A 22,515-nucleotide genomic window follows, 5' to 3' on the forward strand; every position below is an offset into this window, starting at 1 on the left:
AGAGCGTCCTGAGAAGACCCATGTCAACAGAACAAGAATCAGAGCCAGAAGCGGCTCCAGATTCGGTCGAAAAGATCGAACGAACGGACTTTGGGTGCAGTATGGAAGCACGGTTGGATCGAGGCACTGGCACTCGCGATCAAGACAGAGTCACGATCAAGTCGAAGGGTGAGACTGCTGCGGAGACGATCGAGGAGTTCTACAAGCTCATGTCGGAGTACGATACGGAGATCAGTGGTCGGCTTCGGGATATCCAGCCAGGGGAAGACGAAGAAGAGTAGGTCATCTCACTCACTTCCAATGATATCGTTCGCTTCGTCGCGTGTCCGCTTCGCAGCCTCCTGTGCATAGCCTTCGTGGGTCGTCTCGATGGACTTGTGACGGAGTACGTCCTGTGCCAGCTGTGGGTTCTCGCGATAGATTTCTCGCCCGAGGCCACGGCGAGCGCCGTGAGGTTTCAATGGTTCTTCGAACCCATAGTCGGACCACTCACAGAGGTCAGCGAGGATATTTCGTGCTGACTGGGTTGTGATCGACGGTGTCGGGTCCAGTGCCTTCGCTGCGTTGTCAAGTCTGGGGAACACAGCCTCGTCGTCAGAAGGCTCTCGAAGTTGCTTCCAGCGTCGGAGTGGACGGATAGCATCGTCGAGGATCGGCGCAGACTCACGAGTACGATTCTTACCGAACACCTGCATCGTGCCGGCGTCGAGATCGACGTGACGCCAGCGAAGGCCGTTGCGGTCTTCATCGTCGGAGACGGCGACGAGTTCGGCGCTGCGAGCACCAGAGTAGGCGAGAAGGAAGACGAGTGCTTGATTGCGGTACGCTGCTGTCCGGTCAATGTTATCGCTCTCGCCGGCTTGATCAACGCGGGCAGTGGCAGTCGCACAGATGGCTTGCCGGTCCCGTGTCGTCCAGTACTGTTGGTCGCTCTCTGTCTCGTCGGTTGGAAGCGGATCTTCGGCGTGGTTGGTCTTGGCCGGGTTCGTTTGGATCAGACCCTCGTAGACAGCCCAAGTGAGGAACGAGCGCAGATAGGCGAAGTACCGTCGTGCTGTCTCTGGAGAGATATCGTCTCGATCCTCGGCACGCGCCAAGTCACGAGCGTACTGTCGACAGAGGTCGTCGTCAATATTCTCTGGACTCGTGATCCCATGCTGGCCCCGGGACCAAGCTGCGAACTTTCGGAGGACGCTGGCGACGTTGGTTCGGTACCGTCCGGAGTCGATATCGACGAGTCGTTTCTCGATGGCTGCTTCGAGGGCGTCATCCCCGGGAGTAGCGTCGTACTCAGGCGGAAGACGATTCATGCTTCCCGTACAGCGGGGGTGCGGGTAAAACTGGTGGTGCTTACTACGATAATACAAACCTCTGGTCGAATTCTGAATATTGCCGTTTCGGGTAGTTTCAGCGTATTCAGGCAGGGTTTCTCCCTTTCATAAATCATATAGTGCTATACCAAATTTGGGGGGCCAGAAGTTCACAGGTTCGGAGGATGGCAGAATACAAAGCACTAGCGGAGCGATACGACGGAGTATCGTCACACTCAGTCGGGAGCGGCGTCGGCATTCTGCTATGCCGACGCCACGAACGGGAGTCGCGGTGGATGCCCTCGTCGAGCAGGCTGAGGAACTGTGTACGCTTCACGATCACATCACTCGGGTGATTGCTGCTCTCGACGTGTCGAAAGGGTCATTCTCCGACCAGTACGGACGGACCAGCACGACCGACTTCGCGTTCGAGTCGGTCGTGCGGATGTTTCTCTACCAGCACGCGCGCAGGTTCAATGACAGCGAACTCCACCGCCGGCTGAAAGGGACCGCCTACGTGCACATCCGATTCGAACTCGGGCGAGCACCGACCCAGCAGGCGATCAACTACATGTGGCGGCGCCGGTTCTCGCTGGCTGACCGCCAAGCGATCGAGGCCACCGCCCGCGAGATCCGGGCGGTGGCCGCTGACCACGACATTGTCTCCGATGGAGAGCCACGCCTCGATCCCGACGAAGTCAGTGACGAGGGCGTCACTGACGAGCACATCATGCAAGCGATCCGGACTGCTCGTGACCGCGGACTCGGTGCCTTCGAGACCGACCGCGCAGCCAACGCACAGTATCCCGACGACCTGTTTTTCGAACGCCAGGCCTACCTCAACCTTGCCGACGTGGGGACGACGACCCCACGTCGGCGCTTCGACAGACTCAGCGACTGGGACAAAACACCTCACGGCGATACCCACCTCCGCACGATGAAGCAGATCGCTGCACCCGCCCAACAGACGTCACTCACCGACTATGCAGACGGTGAACGACCTCTCGACTGGCGGCGAATCCGTGACGAGATTCTTGAGCCTTTTCACGCTGGCTTGGAGTGCTTACTCGAGGAACTCGACGCGACTGACGGGCTCGCGGAGCCAGTCATCGCGGCGGTCGACATCACCCACTGGGAGTTCTATCCCTCGCCGTACAAAGACGATGACGACGTCAAACCAGACGACGACGTCGTCATCGTCAACAGTGAAAAAAAAGTCCCCAAAGAGGAGTTTCCCGAGATGGTTAGTGGCGACAAAGAGGGTCGCAGCTACAAATTCGCGACGCTAACGATCATCGGCCAGGACACACCGATCGTCCTCGGGATCGAACCGGTCCGGGAGGCGTCGGCCTGGGAAGGCGACGCCTCCCAGGTCGACAGTCACTCGAAAGCCGACATCGTCCGGCGGTTGCTCGAACAAGCGAGCCAGCACGTCGAAATCCACAAACTCTTCGCAGACCGCGAGTTCGACGCCATGGAGGTACGCGACGTGATCGACCGACGCAACATCACCTACCTCATCCCACGTCCGGTCTACGCCGCCGATCTCGACCATATCGAGAACATCGAGGCTCACCCGCTCGCCGACGTTGCCGTCGAGCGAGCGGTGACCCTCTCCGTAGACGACCGTACGCACGACCTCAGTTTCATGTACGTCCCATCGACCGAAGAAGACGGGAAATACGCCGTCTTCACGACCAATCGCGACGTAACTCCGGACCAAGCGATGGGACTCACCGCACAGTACAGCCACCGCTGGCAGATCGAAAGCGAATACAAAACCATCAAACACCACTTCCTCCCGACCGCAGCCTCTACCGATTACTGCGTGCGCCTCCTGTACTTCGTCCTCGGTGTTGTCATGTACAACATCTGGCGCCTCACGAACCTCCTGCTTCGTGAGGCGGTTTCCAGTAATCTTGGCGCGAAGCCGCCGCTTCGCGCCGGCGAAGTCGTCGAACTAGTCGGATTCTGCTTAGTCCCGCCTGATTGACCGCCGTGCTACTGACCCGGACAGACCGCGGGACTCGGGAGTGGCAACTCCCTCCCGAGTCCCGCTCTGTCATATCTCAGCCCGACTCCCAGAGCCAATGCCGTATACTCCAGCCGATCCATGCATTGATCCTGTCGTCCAACCACTAATCTTCGCCACGAAACACCCGTCTTCAACAACATCTCGCTTGTATTTTCGACATCCTCCGAACCTGTGGAAGTTGAGACTACGGCGGGTTTAGCGGGGCTGTAATGCGTGGTTTCGGGCGAATTTGTGAGTGGAGGACGCTTAGAATCCCCTCTCAAAGATTTTCTCGTGTCGTACTGCCAACTGGATCGAGGAATTTCCAAGATTCCCGACAGTGTTGCCACTCAGGAATCCGCATTGCCCAGGACAGAGTACCGCTCTATCCGATTCCGGTCTCCTTCTTCAGCAGCGTAAGCGTATTGTCGGCCGTCACAATGGGTGAGTGTTCGTACTCACCCGTCAACTCGACTTGGACGAGCAAATCGACCACTCGCCAAATCGAGTACAACAAACAGGCGAACGCGAAGTAGAAGAATCGCAGCCCGAAATCCGTCGATGTCGTCGCAGCCATGAACCGCTTAATCGATCGATAGCCACTCTCGATCTCCCACCGGTGCCCATACTCGCTGAGGAGTCCACCGCCACGGTTGGACATGAACACTGAGTACTGCCGGTGATCATCGTGTTCAGAGTTCTCTTTGCGTCGGTAGATCAGCGTCGTCTCGTGCCACTCGTTCTTCCCGAGATGGAGTTTGCGGTCGGTCTCGTACCGATCTTGATCCCGCTTGAGCAACCGCTTGGCCTGGGCTTTCTCGCTCGTCTGCATCCGCTTCGGCACGACGTATGAAAGCCCACGCTGGCTGATCATCTCTAGAATGTGCTGGCTGTCGAACTCCCGATCCATCAGGACATTATCGACGTGAACGAGGTCCTCAGCGGAGTCGAGTAGATCTTCAACGATTTCCTTACGTGACTCGCCTTTCCGTACCGGGCGGGCATCAAGGACGAGCGGGACAGCGTTGCCGACCAGCTGGACTGTCGCCCACTGGTAGGCGTATTCGTCGTTCTTCTCCTTCGTTCCGATAATCTCGTCTTCGTGTCCCGTCCTATCGCCGGTAAAGGGATCGTCCTCAGTGACGTCGATGGCGACAATACCCGCTCGGAAGAACTCCTCTGTCTCCGCGAGCTTGTTGATGAGCTGTCGGAGTGCCTGTCGGTACATCTCGCGGATCTGCTTGATGGAGAGATCGCGTATCTGGTCGCGATGACTGTGCCCGAGTGGTGTTCGATCACGCGTCGATTCGTGAATGAAACTCCGAGCGCCCTCGTTAGCCGCCAAGTTCTCTCGCAGGCCTAGATAGGTCTGTAAGTCCCAGTAAGCGTGTTCGTGGATTTTACACCCCTCGCCACGGTCCAGCGAGAACGCTGGGTAGACGGTTCGGCTGACCTCTTCGGCGACGTCCTCTGTCCGGTCGAGGACGGTCTGATCGTCAAGGTCTGTCACCTCATCATCGGTATCACGGAGTAGATGGCTGGTGTCGGGTTCGCGGGGAACGGAAAGGCCTGCTTGGGACGCTTTGATCAGGATCGTCCGGGCGGCCGTCTGCACCGTTTCCCGGAGGTCGGCACTGAAGCGCTTGTTCCAGCTGCGCCACAGCGTCGACTGGTCGGGAACTGTCTGTAAGTCTAATCGCTGACGTAGGTCGGGATGTGTCTCGAGGTGCGTGACGAGAGAGGTCTCGTGCGCCCAGCCGTGAAGGGCTTTGATCAGGAACGCCCGGAACAACTGCTCTATCTCATACCGTGTATGGCCAGCGTAGCGGTCGTGAGCATCGAACTCGACGTAGGCCAGCGGCCAGTGACAGACGAATTCCTCGACGGACTCGTGCGCCTCGTGGTCGAACCAGACGCTTGCGAGGACGTGCACATCTTCGGCGAGCCCGCCTGTCGAACTGTGGTCGTACAGCGGCGTGTCCGTATAGGCGGGCCAAGCGTAGAAGGAGTTCTGTGCGATACGTCGAAAGACAGCGCGACGCGAGGAGGGTGTGCTTACCATCTGAGCAGCGATGTTCGAATGGTAATGAGCGCTTGTTTTGGGTATCTACTCGAAAGCTGCTGTAGAACGTATTGATCGTCTCGATATCGTTCAATCTCAATTTGTGTTGGCCGTTACTCGTGCGTGGTTACTTCGATCGGTTCGTAGGGTTCTTCGAGGTACTCGATATCCGAGTCCGACAGGTCGATATCGAGCGCCTCGACCGCTTGTTCGAGGTGTTCGACGCTCGTCGTCCCGACGATCGGTGCGTCGACGACGCCCTTGTGGAAGTGCCACGCCAGGGCGATCTGCGCCATCGTCACGCCGTTCTCCTCGGCGAGTTCTTCCACTCGCTCGTTGATCTCGATGCCACCACCTTCTCGGTAGGGATGGTCGTAGAGCGGGTCGTGGGTCTCGCCGCGTGTGGTCGCGTCCATCTCCTCGTGAGGACGCGTGAGGTAACCGTGGGCGAGCGGCGACCACGGGAGAACACCGATGCCCTCCTTCTCGCAGAGGGGCAACATCTCGCGCTCTTCCTCCCGATAGGCCAGCGCGTAGTGGTTCTGCATCGTCTGGAACCGTTCAAGGCCGAGACGGTCACTGGTTTGCAGCGCTTTCTGGAACTGGTGCGCCCACATAGACGAGGCACCAATGTATCGGACCTGATTGCGGCGGACCGCGTCGTCAAGGGCTCGTAGCGTCTCCTCTATCGGCGTATCGTAGTCCCACCGATGGATCTGATAGAGGTCGACGGTATCCATCCCCAACCTGTCAAGTGAGTGTTGGTTTTCTTGCTCGATGGTCTTCCGAGACAGTCCCGCCGCGTTCCGGTGGTCCGTCGCGCCCGGGAACCGCACTTTGGTCGCGACGACCTGCTCGTCCCGGTCGTAGTCCGAAAGGACGTTCCCCAAGATCTGTTCGCTCGTGCCGCTGGAGTAGACGTTGGCGGTGTCGAAGAAGTTGATACCAAGGTCGATCGCTCGCTCGATGATCTCACGGCCCTCTTCTTCTCCGAGGATCCAATCCTCTTGCGCGTTCGATCCGAAGCTCATGCAGCCGAGACAGATCTTCGAGACCTCCATCCCGGTTGAGCCGAGTGTCGTGTACTCCATTCAGGGGGCCTCCTGGATCGTCAATTCACCGTCGTCCGGTTCGGCGAGGAAGTAGACGTGGCTGAACTCGCTGCCGGCATCCTCGCTCGTCCCGTGCCAGTGTTCCTCCCCGGGTTCGAAGACAACCAGATCCCCTTCCGACACTTCACGCTCTTCCTCGCGGTTGCCGACCATCCCGACGCCCCCGGTAACGTACAGAATCTGCACGCCGGCGTGGGCGTGAAACTTGGTGCGCTCGCCCGGACGGAACGTCACTTCTGCGGCGCTGACGGTCGTCCCGTCGAAGGCATTCTCGACACCATCGGTAATCAGCGGCGAGCCGACTTGCACTGGGTGGTCCGATTCTTCCCTGTCCGCGGACGGAACGTTGGTAACGTCCATGATTCGGTTCTAATTGAGGACAGTCAGTTGCTTGAGTCCGATGCTATCTTGAAGCGCAATTTAAATACCGACGCTGTGTTCAGACGCAGTCCCCCAATAGAAGAGGGCAACTCCGACGACAGTGATAACGCTCAGACTGACAAGCGGGGCGGTGTAGCTGCCTGTGATCCTGCGTAGCGCGCTAACGGCGAGCGGTGCGAGGAAGGCCGACCCTGCGATCGCGGTGTTGAGGAGCCCGACAGTCGCGGTTGCATTCTCGGTCCCAAAGCGCCCGAGGACTATCGGTGACCAGAGAGCAGCGAGCGTCCCGTTGCCGATTCCAAACCCTACAAGAACGACGTAGAGTGACAGTCGCGACCCGATAGCAGGGAGCACGACGACGCAGGCGGCAGCGAGAATGACACATGCAGCGAACACGTCACGCTGACCGACGTGGTCGCCGATGAATCCCCCGCCGACGCGGGCGACGATGCTGACGCCGCCGACGATGCCGAACGCGCCAGCGGCCACGGCGGCGTCGATGCCGTTCGCGGTGAGGATATCGACGATCTGCGAGGAGAGGACGTAGTACCAGGCCCAGAGGAGTGCGTACCCGACCGTGGCAACGAGAAACCGGGTGTCGCCGACGCGCCAGCGGAGCCACTTGAAGTCGACATCGGGGGCGTCGATCGACTCGCCGGGCGGTCGCCGGTAGACGAGACTCGACACGAGGACGACGAGTGCGGCCGTCCCGGTAACTGCGGCGAAGGCGACGCGAAAGTCAACGCGGTCGAACAGCCAGAGCCACACGAACGGAAAGGTGAGCACGCCGAGCCCGTTGCCCGTCAGGGTGATGCCCATCGCACTCCCCTCGTAGGCGTCGAACCACTGCGGGATGAGTGAGACGACAACAATGAACGCGGTACCCGCGGTCATCCCGAGGAGTGCGAACACGGCAAGCACGCCCACATACGAGTCGACGATTTGAAAACCAGCGGCGACGGTCGCCAGTCCGACGCCAGCCGCCACAACCACCGGTCGCAGCGGGAACCGCGCCGCGACCACACCGAAGACGCCGCCCGAAATCAGGAACACCGCCGTCGTAATCGAAAACACCGACGAGACCTGTAGCCCGGAGAGACCGAACGCTGTGGAGAGTCGACTCGCGTAGACGGTGAACGTGAAGAGCGTCCCCCAGATGGTGGTGAGCATACAAACACCCAAAGCGACGAGCACCCAGCCCTGTGCAGAGTCAAGTGCTTCCTCGCGTGCCGTGGATTCCTCAGTTCTTGTCATAGTCTGTTCTTCGAAAGTTCCCTACGCGTCGTCGTACGCCATCGATGTTGAGAGGCCACGGTAGGCGTCGATTTGCTCCTGGAGTTCGGCGACTTTCCCCTCGGCGAGTTCGATCGCGTCTTCACCAGCGATGAACCGACGCGGCGGGTCGTCCTCGCCGGCGATCTCGACCAGTGCATCCGCCAGCTTGGCCGGGTCGTTCGGCTGCTGGCCGTCTTGGTTTTCCCACCACTCCATCTGCTCCGCGCGGCGCTCGTCGTAGTCGTCGATGGCGGGGTCCGTGAACGGCATCGATTCTTCTGCGGTGAGGGTCGTGCGGAACCAGCCCGGATTGACGACGGTCGTATCGATGCCGAAGGGCTCGACCTCGTCGTGCAGGGCGTCCATCCACCCTTCGAGACCGAACTTCGAGACGGCGTAGGCGGAACTGAACGCGAATCCGGACAAGCCAGCACCCGAGGAAATCGAGATGACATGGCCATAGCGCTGGTCGCGCATGACTGGGAGGACAGCGCGGGTGACGTGCATCGCACCGAAGAGGTTGACCTCCAGCTGGTCTCTGATCTCCGCCATCCCCGTCTCCTCGAAAAAGCCCTTGTAGGAGACGCCGGCGTTGTTGACCAGCACGTCGATCCGGCCGAAGCGGTCCACGGCGGCCTCGGTGGCTGATTCGGCGGCGGCGGGCTCCGTGACGTCGAGTTCTGCGACCATTCGGTCCTCGGACTCGTCGACGGCCCCGGCCACAGCGCTGGTGTCCCGGCCGGTCGCCACGACCGCGTGTCCCGCGTCCAGGGCGGCGCTGGCGAACTCGGCACCCAGACCGCGGCTCGCACCCGTGATGAACCAGACCTGGCCGTCGAGCCCGGGCTCCGACGGGGATCCGGACTCGGACTCGGGAGTCGGTGACATCTATTGACCGGTGGGTGCTACAGCCAATAGGGCTGGTGCTATCCAGAAAGTGTATTTAAGTACGAGCCCGTTACAGTTGTCTGACGACTTCTGCAGGCACTCCCGCGACGACGGTGTTGGCAGGCACGTCGTTCGTTACGACGGCACCAGCGGCCACGACCGAATTTTCACCGATCGTCACATCGGGCAGTATCGTCGCCCCGGCACCAATCCACGCATTGCGTTCGATAACGACCTCCCCTGGCACCAGCGTCTTTCGACGATCCGGTTCCACCGGGTGACTTTCGGACGTAATACTCACGTTCGCACTGATCAGGACCTCGTCTTCGATGGTGATACCTCCCAAGTCCAGAAACGAGTAGGCGTGATTGATGAAGACGTTACGCCCCAGGCTGGTGTGTTTTCCAACGTTGATGTGAAACGGTGGAAAAATCGTGGTGCTCTCGTCGACTTCTTCCCGAATAATCCTCCCCAGGTAGTGGCGTATCTCGTCGATGTCTGTCGCCGCATTCAGCTTCCTCATCAGGCCTATCGTTCTCTCTACTTCCTCGAAGACCTTCGGATACTCCGGGTCATTTAGTGGGACCGGCTCACCGGCTTTCATCCGATCGAAGATATCTCTCGGGCGGACCCGGACCGTCGCGGACCGGGCTCGCTCGCTGACCATCGAGTCGAGGTACGGGCAGCCTTCGTACTTCGTGCGGTAGGCGTCGTCGATGCGGTCGTTCAGTGCCTCGTCCTCTACCGACTCAAACGAGACGTCCTTCGTCTTCCCGGCCGCCTCGATCCGCCCGGCGTTTTCCCGAACGGCAGCCTGGTACCAACTCGAATCCTGACCGTTACAGGCGCGCACGTAGAGATCGCCCTCTACAGCGACGCTCCAGATCCACGTTGGTGTGCCGTGGGTTTCGCCGTCCTCACGGAACGGTGCAATGTGCAAGTCATCAGACTCGACGATCTCGGTCAGTTCGTCTTCTGGCCATTGATTCATTGTTGAGATTTGCTCGAAATTGATGGAAGCATACTCGGGTTCGGTCCCAGTTGTAGTGGCGTTGGATCAGCTATCTGACTCTCGGTCGTACATTATCTGTGAGCTAGAGGGGATATGGCACTTTATTCGTCGAGATCTACCATAACCTTGATCGCCTCTCGATCGTCCATCGCCTCGTAGCCCTCCGAGACGCCGTCGAGGTCGACTGTCTTCGTGAAGATGGGTGACGGATCGAGAGTTCCCTGGAGAACATCCTCCATTAATTCCTCGGCGTAGTTCCGAACGGCCGCAGGACCACCGGTATACGAGGCGTTCTTAAAGAACAGTTGCTCGACGAAGCCGGCACTCTCGAGGTGGGGGACGCCGACGTAGCCGATATTCCCGCCCGGACGGACGACGTTCGCGGCGGTCTCCAGTGCGGACTCCGCGCCGACACATTCGAGAACGTGGTTCGCACCGCCGTAGGTGAGCTCATGGATCTCTTCGATTGCTTCGTCGCCGCGAGCGGAGACGACCTCCGTCGCGCCGAACTTCCGGGCGAGTTCGAGGCGATCCTCGTGGTGGCCCGCCGCAATGATTCGCTCTGCGCCGAGGCGTCGCGCCGCGAGCACGCCACAGAGGCCGACCGCACCGTCACCGATCACGACGGCCGTGTCACCAGACTCAACGTCAGCACTGACAGCGGCGTGATGCCCCGTCGCCATCACGTCCGTCAGCGGGAGTAGGGCTTCGAGCGCGTCCTCGTCGTCGGCGTATCGGTCGGGAACGCGAACGAGGGTGCCGTTGGCGAACGGCACGCGGAGCTTCTCGGCCTGTGCACCCGTCCTGCCGTGTGGACCCAGGAACTCCCTGTTCACGCAGGCGGGGTGGAGCCCCTTGCGGCAGAACTCACACTCCCCGCAACTAATCGAGAACGGAGCGAAGACACGGTCTCCAGGCCGGACGTGGCGTACCTCGTCACCGACCTCTTCGACGATCCCCATCGGTTCGTGGCCGACGCGAGCGCCGTCCTCGTGGTCCTCCTCGCCGCGGTAGAACCACAGGTCTGAGCCGCAGATAGCGGTGTGCGTGATGCGGACGACTGCGTCTGTTGGTTCCTCAATTTCCGGTTCGGGTCGCTCTTCGATACGGATGTCACCTGGCCCGTGATAGACTGCTGCCTTCATCGTTGAATCCAATCTCACGTGGGGGGCTGGAGCGCATAGGTTCGATGCCATCAAGAAAGTTCATTTATATAGTCCATAGACCGGGCGGGAGTTTTCGACGAACATCGACTAGTTATTGACCGGTATCGACTGGTGGGACATTTGATGAAGAGTTGATGTGACCGTGCAGTCGAGTTCAGTACTTCGGCAGTGGCAGAAACGTGTTCACGCTAGTTCCTGCGAAGCCTGTGCACGAGGGTTCCCTCGCCTCCTTTCGTCTGCCCGTGCACAGTGTTAGCTGTTCTGCTGCGCTCAATACAGTCCAAAAACACTTCGAGAGATCGCTCGAACGAGTGGCCCGCTACTGCGCGAGGATCTCCAGACGGGGAGAGGGGCCGAGTGTTGCAGAGATGAGTTGGCTCTCGGCGCGGTTGAGAAGGTCCGACAACGAGGGCTGGGAGATATCCATCTCGTCCGCGAGCTCTTTAGCGGTCGTCTGGCGTGGCTGTTCGTAATAGCCACGAGACAGCGCGAGTGATAGCGCCTCGTATTGTCGCTCCGTCAATCCATACGGCACCGAATCCTCGGATGTCGAAGGGTCCTGCGTAATTGAGAGAATCTCGACCGAGATGCCGTGCTCCTCACAGCTGGTCTGAAACATCTTGAACGCGGGATAGTCTTTGAAGACTTTCTGCTCGTACCACCCCTCTGGAGTAATGCGTATCGCGTCGACAAGCCCTGCATCAGGCGTATCTTCGAACGCGTTCGCGACCGACTCTCTCAGTACGACAGTTAGTTTGTAGACCTCCTTCCCCCTCGCAGTTCCGATATCGGTCGCTTCGATTATTTCATCGAGTTCTAGGAACTGGTCTTCGGAGAGGGATTCAGTGGCGTCGATCTCGACGACGAACCGTTGGACGCCCTGTTCCAGTCCGAGTACGTGTGGGCACTGTACCTCGTCGATCTGTGGCAGTTCAGCGACGCTAACGAGTGGTAACAACGGCGAACGGAGATGGACTTCGGCAGTGATCGTCATTGTTGAGTATTATGTGTTGACGGCGTTTCTCTGCGAGACTTGGATACCAACCGGCTTTGCACTTGCGCTATTATGAAAGGGAGTTTTATATATGCGGAGTGGAGTTATATATGGACTAGTGGGACTCAGATTGTGACGGCACCTTCACCAGATAGAGTTTTCTCTCCGCTTTGGTATCCTGTTCCCTGAGAAGAATGGGAGCGTATGCATTAGGAAGAGTAGTCTCATCTTCTGCGGGGAAGGGGAAGTTGAGACTACAGCGGGTGTATCGGGGCTGTAATGCGTGGTTTCGGCTGTTTCAGTGATCGGGAACTGGCTCAGATTCCTCTCCATACGGTTATTCCTGTTGAAATCTCAACCACATACACGAATTTTGGCGACTTCCAACAGCATTGCCACCATACGCCACGCTAACACACGGGTAAAACCCCTCTCTATCCAATTCCCGTTTCCTTCTTCAACAGCGTCAGCGTGTTATCAGCCGTCACAATTGCGAGTGCTCGTACTCACCGGTCAACTCAACCTGCACGAGCAAATCCACTGCTCGCCAGATCGAGTACAACAGACACGCGAATGCGAAGTAGAAGAACCGGAGGCCAAAGTCCTTCGAGGTCGTGGCGGCCATGAATCGCTTAATCGACCTGTACCCACTCTCGATCTCCCAGCGATAGCCGTACTCAGTGAGGAAGCCACTACCGCGATTGGACATGAATACCGAGTACTGCCGGTGATCATCATGTTCAGCGTCTTCCTTCCGTCGGTAGATCAGCGTTGTCTCGTGCCACTCGTTCTTCCCGAGATGGAGCTTGCGTTCGGTCTCGTACCGGCTTTGATCACGTCGGAGTAACCGCTTTGCCTGGGCTTTCTCACTGGTTTGCATCCGCTTCGGCACGACGTACGACAGCCCGCGCTGGCTAATCATCTCTAGAATATGCTGGCTGTCAAACTCGCGGTCCATCAGCACGTTATCGACGTGAACGAGGTCCTCGGCAGAGTTGAGCAAGTCTTCGACGATTTCTAGTCGTGTCTCTCCCTTTCGGATCGGGCGCGCATCCAGCACGATTGGAACGGCGTTGCCGACCAACTGGACCGTCGCCCACTGGTAAGCGTATTCATCGGTTTTCTCCTTCGTGCCGATGATTTCGTCTTCGTGTCCGGTTCTGTCGCCTTTGAACGGGTCTGCTTCAGTAATATCGATAGCGGCGATCCCAGCTCGGAAAAACTCCTCTGTCTCTGCAACTTCATCGAGTAATCGATTTACGGCTCGCCGGTACATCTCTCGGACCTGTTCAATCGAGAGATTACGAATCTGATCGCGGTGGGCGTGTCCTAACGGCGTCCGATTCCGGGTCGTCTCATAGACGAAGCTGCGGGCTCCTTCGTTGGCAGCCAGCCCATCACGAAGCCCAAGATGCGTTTGTAAGTCCCAGTAGGCGTTCTCATGGATCTCACAGCCGTCGTCCCGGTTCAGTGAGAAGGCTGGGAAGACGACACGGCTGACATGGTCCGTAATCGATGCTGCTTCGTCGAGGATTGCTTGGTCACCAGTGTCTGATTCTTCCTCGTCACGCTGAAAGGGAAGCTGCCGTTCTGGTTCACGCGGAACAGTCACACCCACGTCCTGAGCTTTGATCAGAATCGTCCGGGCGGCTACCTCAATTGTCTCACGAAGATCCGCAGTGAACCGTTCGTGCCATGTACGCCATAGCGTCGACTGGTCCGGGACTGTCTCCAAGCCTAACTGCTCACAGAGTTCTGGGTGGTGGGTGAGGTACGTCCGGAGTGCCGTTTCGTGGGTCCAGCCGTGAAGTTCTTTCAGCAGAAACAATCGGAACAGTTGGGCCATCCCGTACTGGGTTGCTCCAGAATACCGGTCGTGTGGTCGAAACTGGAAATACGCTACTGGGTAATGGGACGCAAACTCGTCGACGGAGTGTGAGCTTGGTGGTCGACCCATGTGGAGGCAACCGTACGGATGTCTTCTTCCAGGCCGGCGAGAGAACTCCTGTCATAGAGTGGCGTCGAATCATATGATGGCCATTCCGCGTATGACTGCTGTGCGATTCGTCGAAAGACAGTGCGTTGTGAATCACAACTCGCAACCACTACGAGATGCTGGCCACGGCAGGCTCAAGAATCCGTTTACTGCTCAGTCCAGTAACCAGTGTTAGCAGCCCATGGTTGTAGAAACAGTCCCAGAATCGATGTTTCCGTTGCCATCAATACGGACTTCTGCAAACCGAGAATTACAGTCGAAATGATCAGTTGTTACCGGGTACGTTCCGGTCGTCTGTGTTGATTCGTCGGTCACTTTGAGAAGGTAGCCCGGAGACCGAATTTCCAGCCGAAGTGTCCCGTTCGGCGGAAGTGTTTCTCTCTGGGTTACGAGTGATGAGTTACTCTCGTTATGAATTAATTCGACAGAGACAGTTCGGTTCCTCGGGCTATCATTCCAGATCTGAATTGGCAACGTTTCACCGGCTCCATCAACTTGGATAACGGTCGTGGGTTCGGCTTTCGTTCCTTGGTATGGAGCCGGAACAGATGGATCAGTCGTTGGCGTGTCGAATATCGTTACGTCGGGCGGACCGCTGAGGTACGAGAGAGTTGGAAACAAGAACACCGAAGCGACGATGCCGGCACAGATAACGAGAAAGACCGCAAGAAGCGGGCGTACATTCATACCTCAAGCGACTTCTCTCTGTATTCATATGTTTTCTGGTAGTTACATTCGCACACCCACTGAAGGGCTGTTTCACTTCAAATCCGATAATTAGAACCCGCCTCGCGGTGGTGAGTAACTTCGGTCAGTACAGACAAGACATTTATTTCCCTCTCCAGACACCCTACTCATGAATCACCGATTGGTCCTTTCCATCTTTGCCCTCCTAATTGCAGCCTCACTCATCGGTGCTCCGATCACAATGTTGGATTGGGGTCAGCAAGCTTCCTTCAGTACGACGCCCATCGAAGAATCCGATATCAATAAAAACAGTCCGGTATTCCAGTATGAAGATCTCCCAAAGTCCGCGCAAGATGCTGTTCGACGAACTATTGAATCCCTGACAACTACTACACGATCTACGGGCAAGAAGACTTCCCCGAGCCATTCAACTACGGTGACAACATTAACCCCGGCCAAGGCCAGTATGTGATTGTTTATGAGGGGCAGTACTATCGGCTTCGTACGGGTGGTGGCGGCGGATTCTTCTTCGTCTACTTGTTCTACCAACTGCCGTTCATCATCTATGGGGTTCTCCTCGCCGCAGTTGCGTTCATGCCGTCAAAGGGTTTGACTGGACCTCGAACTGAGTTACTTATTGCCGTCCCCGGTATCGTGTTTCACCTGCTTGGCCCCGAATTTGACTTTCCACTGCTTGCCCCAATGCAATTCGTTAAACTTGGCGTCCTCGCCGTTATTGTCGTCCTGATAGGACTCCTGTGGGCATATCTGAGAGAGAGGAATATAGTGGCCGCAAACTAACAGCGCCCCGTCTGCTGACCACTCAGTAGCGCAACATAGTCCTCCGTATTGTGGGTTTGCACACCTGCTGAGCGGCCATTTCACTCTAAATCCACTAATGAGAATCCGCCACACTGTGGTGAGTAACTTCTGTCAATACAGGGAATCCAGCTATCGTTTATCGTTATTGAACCGTTTGATGAACTCATCGAGAGAGAATGAGAGAGTTCCGCCGCCGTGATAGTACTGGAGAGCGAGTACCGTGCCAACGAACGAGCCTGCAACAAGAATTCCAAAAGCGACAGGTATCCAGACGAGCAGATAGCTAAGTGCTACCATACATAGAGATGAAACTATCTCGTCATAGTGTTTCGCACTGCTAACTAGGTCGTGTTTAGTTAAGCGTCAAAAGTGAGGCGGACGGATTTCTTGCTGGTTCATGCCAGAAATCAGCCGCCTCAGCGGACATTGAGACTGGATTGATTTGGATTTTGTGGAGCGGACACCCGAGTCGGCGATGGCGTTGGGTATTCAATCGCACGTTGCAGGATTGTCACTGTCGAATACCGTCGAATTACTCGCTTCACTGGGTGTCCAACGCAGTCGCAAAGTCGTATTGCTCTTGACGAAACAGTGATTCGCATCAACGATCAGCAATTCTGGCTGTACGCCGCTGCCGATCCGCAGTCCAACGAACTGCTTCACGTCCGGCTGTTTGCGACGACTACGACCACCTCACGGAAATTTTCCTGCGTGAACTTCAGCAAAAGCACGATGTCGAAACTTCCGTCTTTCTCGTCGATGGCGCTCAACACCTCCAAACTGCACTTCAACAAGCTGGGCTCCGATTTCGGATGTGTCGCCACGGAAATCGGAACGCTATCGAACGGAGTTTTCGAGAGCGGAAGCGTCGAACCTCGTCGTTTTCAAACTGCTTCAGCCACGTAGATCCCGAAACCGCCGAAAACTGGCTACAGAGCTTTGCTCGATGGCTCAATGCTACTAACTAAACACTACCGATGACTCAATGCTACTAACTAAACCCTGCCATTGTCCCACGCACAAGATACTCAACTATGCCCAACACGAGGATGATTCCGAGCGGTACAAACCACCATCCAAAAAAGAGTGGTGCCGGACTATCCACAATTGCGGTATAATCTCTCCAAAGTACATTACCGGTCATTAATATAGCGGATAGTAGAGGAAGCACTAGAGAATATCTTAAAAGTAGGTATATAGGAATAGCCAGCAACAGAATACTTCCAACCGCCATCCACGGGGCCCAAAGACCAAGTCTCCTTACTGTGGTCTGTCTTAGGAGCCGGCTCATACTGAGTATCATTGTGAGTGAACCACCAACTAAAGCCAGTGCAATTTGAGTTCTACTTGATAGATTTTGGCCAATCATTTTTATAATTCTGTTTACTAAGTCCTGACTGAAGTTGGCGGTGATTTATTCTGTGTATAGTTATAATCTAATAGACTGCTCCAATCCAGCCGTCGTGGGTATCCCACTTTGTGTACCCAGTATTGATTGTGCTATCATCTGTCTCGTATCCCCAGTCATTCCAATCTGAAAGGGCTTCACTTCTGGCCGAATCAAATTGCCACGGCTTGTTACCTATCTGATTGTGATCATATGGATCCTTATGTGCTTGTCCAATAACTGCGACCTCATTCTCGTCTACATCCCAGACGCGGATGTGCCACTGCTTAGATTTGTCTATTTCCTTATATATGTGTTCTTCTTCCACTTTTGCATTCCCATCGTACATAATATAACGACTTTTCGAAGGAGGGACATACCATGGGTGTGTCCACCCCCTCTCATGCATGTAAGAATAGACATCATCTGCACTATTATCGACGGAATCAGACCAAATAATATTGATAGGTGCTTTTCTTTTTCCCAAGTCTTCTGCTTCCTCTGCAGTTTTATATACGAATTTGGGACCCTCATAATCATCTGGGGCGTCTCCGCTTCCAAAAGTCCCGACTACATCAACACCAATTTGTTTCTCCGCGATAGTATGTTGCCTGTTCGTCCCGAACACACTTACTTCGTCTACTTTCTCTTCTATTGTTTTGTTTTGTTCTGTTATCTCATTGGGTAAAGCCTTACGAGGAATATTTTCAGGAGCTAATTGTATTGATTTGGTCCCATACGCCTCTTTGAGGTCTTGACTGACTACAGTTTCAACATACTGATAATACGATCCATTGGACCTAAAAGTATGTATTGTGGTCCCATCTGCGTGTACTAACTCATCATCGTGTTTATCCGTTTTTGCTCCTCCAATTCCTGATAGTAGGGTAGTCAGCGTCAGGCCGCCTGCAATCGTTTTCAATACATCCCTTCTGTTATTATGCTCAGTCATTTCTAATATATTATTGCGGACAGTATCCGATTATTTGACACACTGCTCTTGGGGTTTCATCCTCTCCACAACTGTTATCCGATACGTAATCGCAGACTTCGCCAGCTATTGCCGCACAAATACTACTTCCAACGGCAACTGACACGTATGTACAAAGTGCTGAGAGCCCATAATCGCAGCCAATATCGCATGCTGCCCCATATAGGACCTTACAGGGATTGCAATACTGAGTAGCTACGGAGCTTGGGCTAAGGTTTTGCGCCTCTTTATCAGTCTTGTCAATCTTCTTTGATTCTGTAGTTACCTCCCTATCTTCATAACTTAATGCTTCAACTTCAGTCAACACATTACTATCGTCAGGCTCATATCTGATTGACCCCTTAGACTTAATTACCGATAGGTCAGAATTTAACAAAAAGGCCATATCAGCACTGACAATTGTCCGTCCTTTCTTCTTTTGTGGGTCAATACAATCGGGCTTGAATGATGTTAGAATTTTCTCCTCCCCATCTTTTTTTGTTTTAATTGCGCGACTATTACTATCAGATATTTTTATCGCATCTCTGGAGTTGAGCTCTTGCTTTATTTCACTATATTGTACTGAAGATACTACTTCTTCGATGGCCTTTCTTTCCTTATCGGATTCTAACTTCTCAGTTTCCAACGCAGCCGCTGATGTTGATAAACCAGTTGATGCGATGGTACCGCTACTCATCATTTTTAATATATTTCGTCTTGTCTTTTCCATCTGCAGTGTCATGTTTTCAATCTGGTGTATTAAATCTTTTTACCATTATTATTTCGGAGTGAAACATCATAATGCAACGGTGCTTGAGAACATACTGGGTACCTATTGCCATTCTGAATATATAATACCCTGACCGAACCATGGTTTAGTCGATTTATAGTACTTATTTGTTGTATTTTTGGAGTATATTAGTTATAAAGGACCAAGATCAGTCTAACACATCATCAACTTCCTAAAACCGATCTCTGGCAGTACCTTGGCGCCAAGCCTTCGCTTCTCAATGTGCCCGGGGTCGCTTCTTGCTCCGGCCGCCTACGCTGTTAGCCGACAGTATGAGCGATGCAATAAGCAGTTCTGTGAGTGAATGAGAGGTACTATCGTACAGCCCATCCGGTTGCCAAGATTCACTGAGTCGAAGCTGGTGACCGGAAGTCTACGTTTGACGAAGCCACCTTATAACGCAAAAAACAGCTTTAACTCTCAACGAAAATACGCTTTAGAGACAAACAAGTAGAGTTGACATACAGCTATATCACTTGTCAATTCGATTGTAGGTTTCGGCCGGCCCGACGAGGTCCAAATATACGATACGTCTTACTATGGATATATTCGTTTCTGGGCCATCGTAAAGACCTCCACGTAGAAACCGTTGCTACCAAGTTTTTGAGGGTTCAACTCAAAACGCAGGCCGACCAAAATGTATTACCGCAACTCTATTAGCTAACTTTAAATCCAGCAGCATCACAAAAGCCACCATGCGGCGGTAACCTCGGTTATCGCTCGCGCTAGACAAGAGGGACTGCTCACCGGCAAGCAGACCATTGCAATCGATATCACCGAGAGAAAGAATTTTAGTAACTACCGAATTACTGAGTATTATAAGTGTACACTTGTTATACCATGTTCTGTATGTTTATACTTGTAAACTCAAGGCTATTAGTGTCAAGTAATAATGTAGTGTGTTGTCGCATAGTAGTCACTAGATATGGGTTGTAATACACTGCACCAATCACACTGTTCGCCGTAAATAACGGTTAATCCACTTTACTGTTGACTAGCAGGACTTCAATGGACTGATCACGTCGAGACGCCCTGTTCCAAGCCCTGCAGTGGTTCCCGGGGAGTTCAACTGCACCCCTTTCGATAGCTTGCGTGACACGGCGGGGATGGTGACCTAACTCAATTTCGCAGGTGAGACAGGCGAGTCCACCGTCGTCGAGTTACAGAGGCGGAAAGCGGTCCCACTCCAAGACAGATATTAACTACGTCAGCCCCGATTACGACGGCATAGCCTAGCGCATGCAGCGTATCAGCGATGGTTATTTGTTTCACAGAGTAGTAATCGCTGAATTGCTTATAGAACATTGTCCGAAGTGGGACAATCGTTGCATCGGGTGCAGTGCCAATAATTCCGGAGTCGGTACCACCGGCAGCGGCAATCCCAGCAACATGGGTGCAATGCTCCTCAATATCGATCCCGGCCAGTCGGTTGACCGTATCCCTTCCCAACTCTCCCTCTTTACGGAATGTAACAGGGATCTACACGGTGTGACTATGGCCGTTTCGGAACAATCAGCCACCGCCTACGACATCGCCACTGGTGACTGCTCCATATCGAGCCTCGCTTCAAGATCTGGATGGAATGGACTGATACCAGTGTCAATGACCGCAAGTGTGGTCCCGTCACCAGTGGCGATGTCGTAGGGGTAAATGTATTTGTCAGTTTCTTGTCTCACTGCAGTTCAAACATTGGCATTGCATCAGAGACAGACTCCTTCGTCTTCTGTGTGGGATCACCGACCTCGAAGATCTGGTTTGCAACAGTATCATTGACCGCGGGAAGTGACTCGAGATCCCTATCGCTGTCTGCCGGCCCCACAACTAGGACGAGTGAGCCCCCTGCCAGTTCCTGCAGTAGTCTATACCCCTTACTCGCAAGTTGGTCGCTTAGTCCTTCCCCACCGCAATGACAATATACACTTTTTCGTTATCGGCCATCGACTGGTCATCTGCAAGTCCAGTCCCAGCAGTCCCTATGGTGGCACTACCTGCGGCAATGCTACCAAGAAATGATTGTCTCGTGGAAATTATATCTGTTGACATTACGTGTGATTATTTGTATAACTGTTGAAATATTCTTTCGAGTTGCGGTTTATGTGTAATTCAAATATAAAAGTAAATATCATATCGGTACATGAGTAGGAGTTGTATGGACACAGATGTAGTAGATACCCTCCGGCAACCAGAATATACTGGAGAGAACCGGTGTGAGCCATGTACAGTCCTCAATCTAGCTATTGCAATGATACTTGGATCTGCTATCGCCCGTAAATCAAAATTGGGCGGGATCATTGGATTCGGTATCTCAGTCGGGTTGATCTATCTGCGCGGATATCTCGTGCCAGGAACCCCAACATTCACCAAGCGCTATCTCCCTGCAGAGGTACTCCGTTGGTTTGGGAAAGATCCGGAGCCTGAACTGGCTACGGGCTTTGCTGACATCAAGACTGGTAACAATGCGTCCCCCGATAATAAAGCAGCTGTTGAATCTACAGGAGGAATGAAAGCTGACGGGGAAATGGCTACTGACAACGTTCCAACCAACGGCCATGACACATCAGCTGATGAACAGCCACCATCAGAGGAGGATCTTGAGTTATTCTTCACTAAACACGGAATACTCGAACCCTGTTCTGATTCAGATGATCTATGTCTAACAGACACCTTTCAAACAGCTTGGCTAGACGAAATTGATTCACTGAATACGACAGAAATCACGGCATCATTAATTGCGGATACTATTGGGATCGAAACTGAGGACAGAGAGTTCGAACTTACTGAACAGGGCGAAGCCAGAATTTTACTGACCAATGACCAGACGGTCTCACAGTGGCCTTCCAAAGCAGCGCTTCTTGCGGATATCGCCGCCTGTCGCGTACTTCGGTCAGAGATCGCTGACTGGAGTAAATATAAGATTGAAAAGAAAGGACAGATTCTCAATTCTCTCCGAATGTTCATCGAAACTTGCCCGACAACAGGCGGAGACATTCAGATGGGTGAAGAAATCGTGGAATCTTGCTGCAGTTCGCAGAAAGTGGTTACTGTCACCTGCGAGGAGTCCGGTGAACGCCTCTTCGAACATCCACTCCCGGAGAGTGATGTGGAGGAGCAACCGTCCTAGTTGAGTGACGATCAAAGAGGGATTTATTGGATCCGTTCATGAGAGTACATTGTTGGTGTAATCATATCGCTTGAACAGCCTGTTGAGCGCGTCTTTGGCTGGCTTTGGAGATATTCTCGACAAAATCTGAAGACTACGAGATACTATGTCAGTTGATCTTTAGAGATATCGGCCTTGTTTAGACGCGGGACCAGCCTATCTATTTTGACGATGACACTCCGAATCAGGTGCTCAGTGAATCTGTATATCGAACGATAACCAAGAACAAATGAGGGTTTGTTCCTTAAGAACCCTTTAAACAATCCGTGCCAAAGATCAAGTTAGCAATAAATTGACGGACGGCCCTCGATATCCCAGTCGGCTCATTTATTTCGCTGATCAGCGGGTGCCTTGAGGGAGAACGGAATGATGAATTTGCTAATCTAGAGGCGGATCCATTTCCGGTATCTGCTGAAAATGCGGATAGGGGCGGTGCTGAAACAATCGTTTCTCAAACTGTCGAAGCAGGAAGTGAGTACGAGGTTGTCC

General features: G+C 54.3%; 19 protein-coding genes and 2 pseudogenes. 5 read left to right on the forward strand and 16 right to left on the reverse strand.

The genetic code is table 11. The features are described from left to right. The first annotated feature begins 20 nt into the window (after nt 1-20). Nucleotides 21-281: a DUF7389 domain-containing protein gene (locus Harman_RS19320; protein WP_137685330.1), complete on the forward strand. Its 261-nt coding sequence runs from the start codon at nt 21-23 to the stop codon at nt 279-281. Nucleotides 282-287: 6 nt separating this feature from the next. Here the strand turns inward: Harman_RS19320 and Harman_RS19325 are convergent, their stop codons facing one another. Beyond that, nucleotides 288-1,310 (reverse strand): tyrosine-type recombinase/integrase, encoded by a 1,023-nt coding sequence (locus Harman_RS19325; RefSeq protein ID WP_137685331.1) that lies wholly within the window; start codon nt 1,308-1,310, stop codon nt 288-290. Between the two features lie 265 nt (nt 1,311-1,575). On the opposite strand from Harman_RS19325, the gene Harman_RS19330 reads away from it, so the two are divergent. Then, a complete protein-coding gene (locus Harman_RS19330; RefSeq protein ID WP_137685332.1) occupies nt 1,576-3,303 on the forward strand; it encodes a transposase in 1,728 nt (575 codons plus the stop codon). Nucleotides 3,304-3,709: 406 nt separating this feature from the next. Here Harman_RS19330 and Harman_RS19335 read toward each other — a convergent pair whose 3' ends face one another. From Harman_RS19335 to Harman_RS19380, 10 genes and pseudogenes are all read right to left on the reverse strand, one after another. Then, the gene (locus Harman_RS19335) at nt 3,710-5,386 is read right to left on the reverse strand and encodes a transposase (RefSeq protein ID WP_137685333.1); all 1,677 of its coding nucleotides are present in this window, start codon (nt 5,384-5,386) and stop codon (nt 3,710-3,712) included. 113 nt (nt 5,387-5,499) lie between these two features. Next, complete coding sequence (locus tag Harman_RS19340) at nt 5,500-6,477, reverse strand: aldo/keto reductase (RefSeq protein ID WP_137685334.1); 978 nt, start codon at nt 6,475-6,477, stop codon at nt 5,500-5,502. Next, nucleotides 6,478-6,858: a cupin domain-containing protein gene (locus Harman_RS19345; RefSeq protein ID WP_137685335.1), complete on the reverse strand. Its 381-nt coding sequence runs from the start codon at nt 6,856-6,858 to the stop codon at nt 6,478-6,480. Between the two features lie 60 nt (nt 6,859-6,918). After that, the gene (locus Harman_RS19350; RefSeq protein WP_137685336.1) at nt 6,919-8,133 is read right to left on the reverse strand and encodes an MFS transporter; all 1,215 of its coding nucleotides are present in this window, start codon (nt 8,131-8,133) and stop codon (nt 6,919-6,921) included. Between the two features lie 21 nt (nt 8,134-8,154). Beyond that, nucleotides 8,155-9,042, reverse strand: a complete 888-nt coding sequence (locus Harman_RS19355) for an SDR family NAD(P)-dependent oxidoreductase (RefSeq protein WP_137685337.1) — start codon at nt 9,040-9,042, stop codon at nt 8,155-8,157. 70 nt (nt 9,043-9,112) lie between these two features. Then, nucleotides 9,113-10,033 carry a DUF2255 family protein gene (locus Harman_RS19360; RefSeq protein ID WP_137685338.1) on the reverse strand — a complete coding sequence of 307 codons (921 nt, stop codon included), beginning with the start codon at nt 10,031-10,033 and terminating at the stop codon, nt 9,113-9,115. Between the two features lie 122 nt (nt 10,034-10,155). Beyond that, a complete protein-coding gene (locus Harman_RS19365) occupies nt 10,156-11,199 on the reverse strand; it encodes a zinc-dependent alcohol dehydrogenase family protein (protein ID WP_137685339.1) in 1,044 nt (347 codons plus the stop codon). A 340-nt stretch (nt 11,200-11,539) separates the two neighbouring features. Continuing rightward, entirely contained in the window at nt 11,540-12,214 is a 675-nt protein-coding gene (locus Harman_RS19370; protein ID WP_137685340.1) for a helix-turn-helix domain-containing protein, read from the reverse strand. 434 nt (nt 12,215-12,648) lie between these two features. Continuing rightward, nucleotides 12,649-14,320: pseudogene (locus Harman_RS19375) on the reverse strand (transposase). Between the two features lie 61 nt (nt 14,321-14,381). After that, nucleotides 14,382-14,897, reverse strand: coding sequence for a hypothetical protein (locus Harman_RS19380; RefSeq protein WP_137685341.1), 516 nt, complete (start codon nt 14,895-14,897; stop codon nt 14,382-14,384). 468 nt (nt 14,898-15,365) lie between these two features. Here Harman_RS19380 and Harman_RS19385 point away from each other — a divergent pair, with 468 nt between their 5' ends. After that, nucleotides 15,366-15,698: a hypothetical protein gene (locus tag Harman_RS19385; RefSeq protein WP_137685342.1), complete on the forward strand. Its 333-nt coding sequence runs from the start codon at nt 15,366-15,368 to the stop codon at nt 15,696-15,698. A 150-nt stretch (nt 15,699-15,848) separates the two neighbouring features. Here Harman_RS19385 and Harman_RS21285 read toward each other — a convergent pair whose 3' ends face one another. Next, nucleotides 15,849-16,016: a hypothetical protein gene (locus Harman_RS21285; RefSeq protein WP_160140714.1), complete on the reverse strand. Its 168-nt coding sequence runs from the start codon at nt 16,014-16,016 to the stop codon at nt 15,849-15,851. Between the two features lie 139 nt (nt 16,017-16,155). On the opposite strand from Harman_RS21285, the pseudogene Harman_RS19390 reads away from it, so the two are divergent. Beyond that, a pseudogene (locus tag Harman_RS19390) lies at nt 16,156-16,687 on the forward strand (DDE-type integrase/transposase/recombinase). A 468-nt stretch (nt 16,688-17,155) separates the two neighbouring features. Here the strand turns inward: Harman_RS19390 and Harman_RS19395 are convergent. From Harman_RS19395 to Harman_RS21290, 4 genes are all read right to left on the reverse strand, one after another. After that, nucleotides 17,156-18,058, reverse strand: coding sequence for a hypothetical protein (locus Harman_RS19395; RefSeq protein WP_137685343.1), 903 nt, complete (start codon nt 18,056-18,058; stop codon nt 17,156-17,158). 10 nt (nt 18,059-18,068) lie between these two features. Next, a complete protein-coding gene (locus tag Harman_RS19400; protein WP_137685344.1) occupies nt 18,069-18,818 on the reverse strand; it encodes a halocin C8-like domain-containing protein in 750 nt (249 codons plus the stop codon). Between the two features lie 1,167 nt (nt 18,819-19,985). Continuing rightward, a complete protein-coding gene (locus Harman_RS22180; protein WP_160140715.1) occupies nt 19,986-20,315 on the reverse strand; it encodes a S8 family serine peptidase in 330 nt (109 codons plus the stop codon). Nucleotides 20,316-20,753: 438 nt separating this feature from the next. Beyond that, nucleotides 20,754-20,909 (reverse strand): hypothetical protein, encoded by a 156-nt coding sequence (locus Harman_RS21290; protein WP_160140716.1) that lies wholly within the window; start codon nt 20,907-20,909, stop codon nt 20,754-20,756. Between the two features lie 106 nt (nt 20,910-21,015). On the opposite strand from Harman_RS21290, the gene Harman_RS19410 reads away from it, so the two are divergent. Then, nucleotides 21,016-21,987, forward strand: a complete 972-nt coding sequence (locus Harman_RS19410; RefSeq protein ID WP_137685345.1) for a hypothetical protein — start codon at nt 21,016-21,018, stop codon at nt 21,985-21,987. The last annotated feature ends 528 nt before the right edge of the window (nt 21,988-22,515 follow it).

The organism is Haloarcula mannanilytica, assembly GCF_005406125.1.
GTDB classification, from domain to species: domain Archaea; phylum Halobacteriota; class Halobacteria; order Halobacteriales; family Haloarculaceae; genus Haloarcula; species Haloarcula mannanilytica.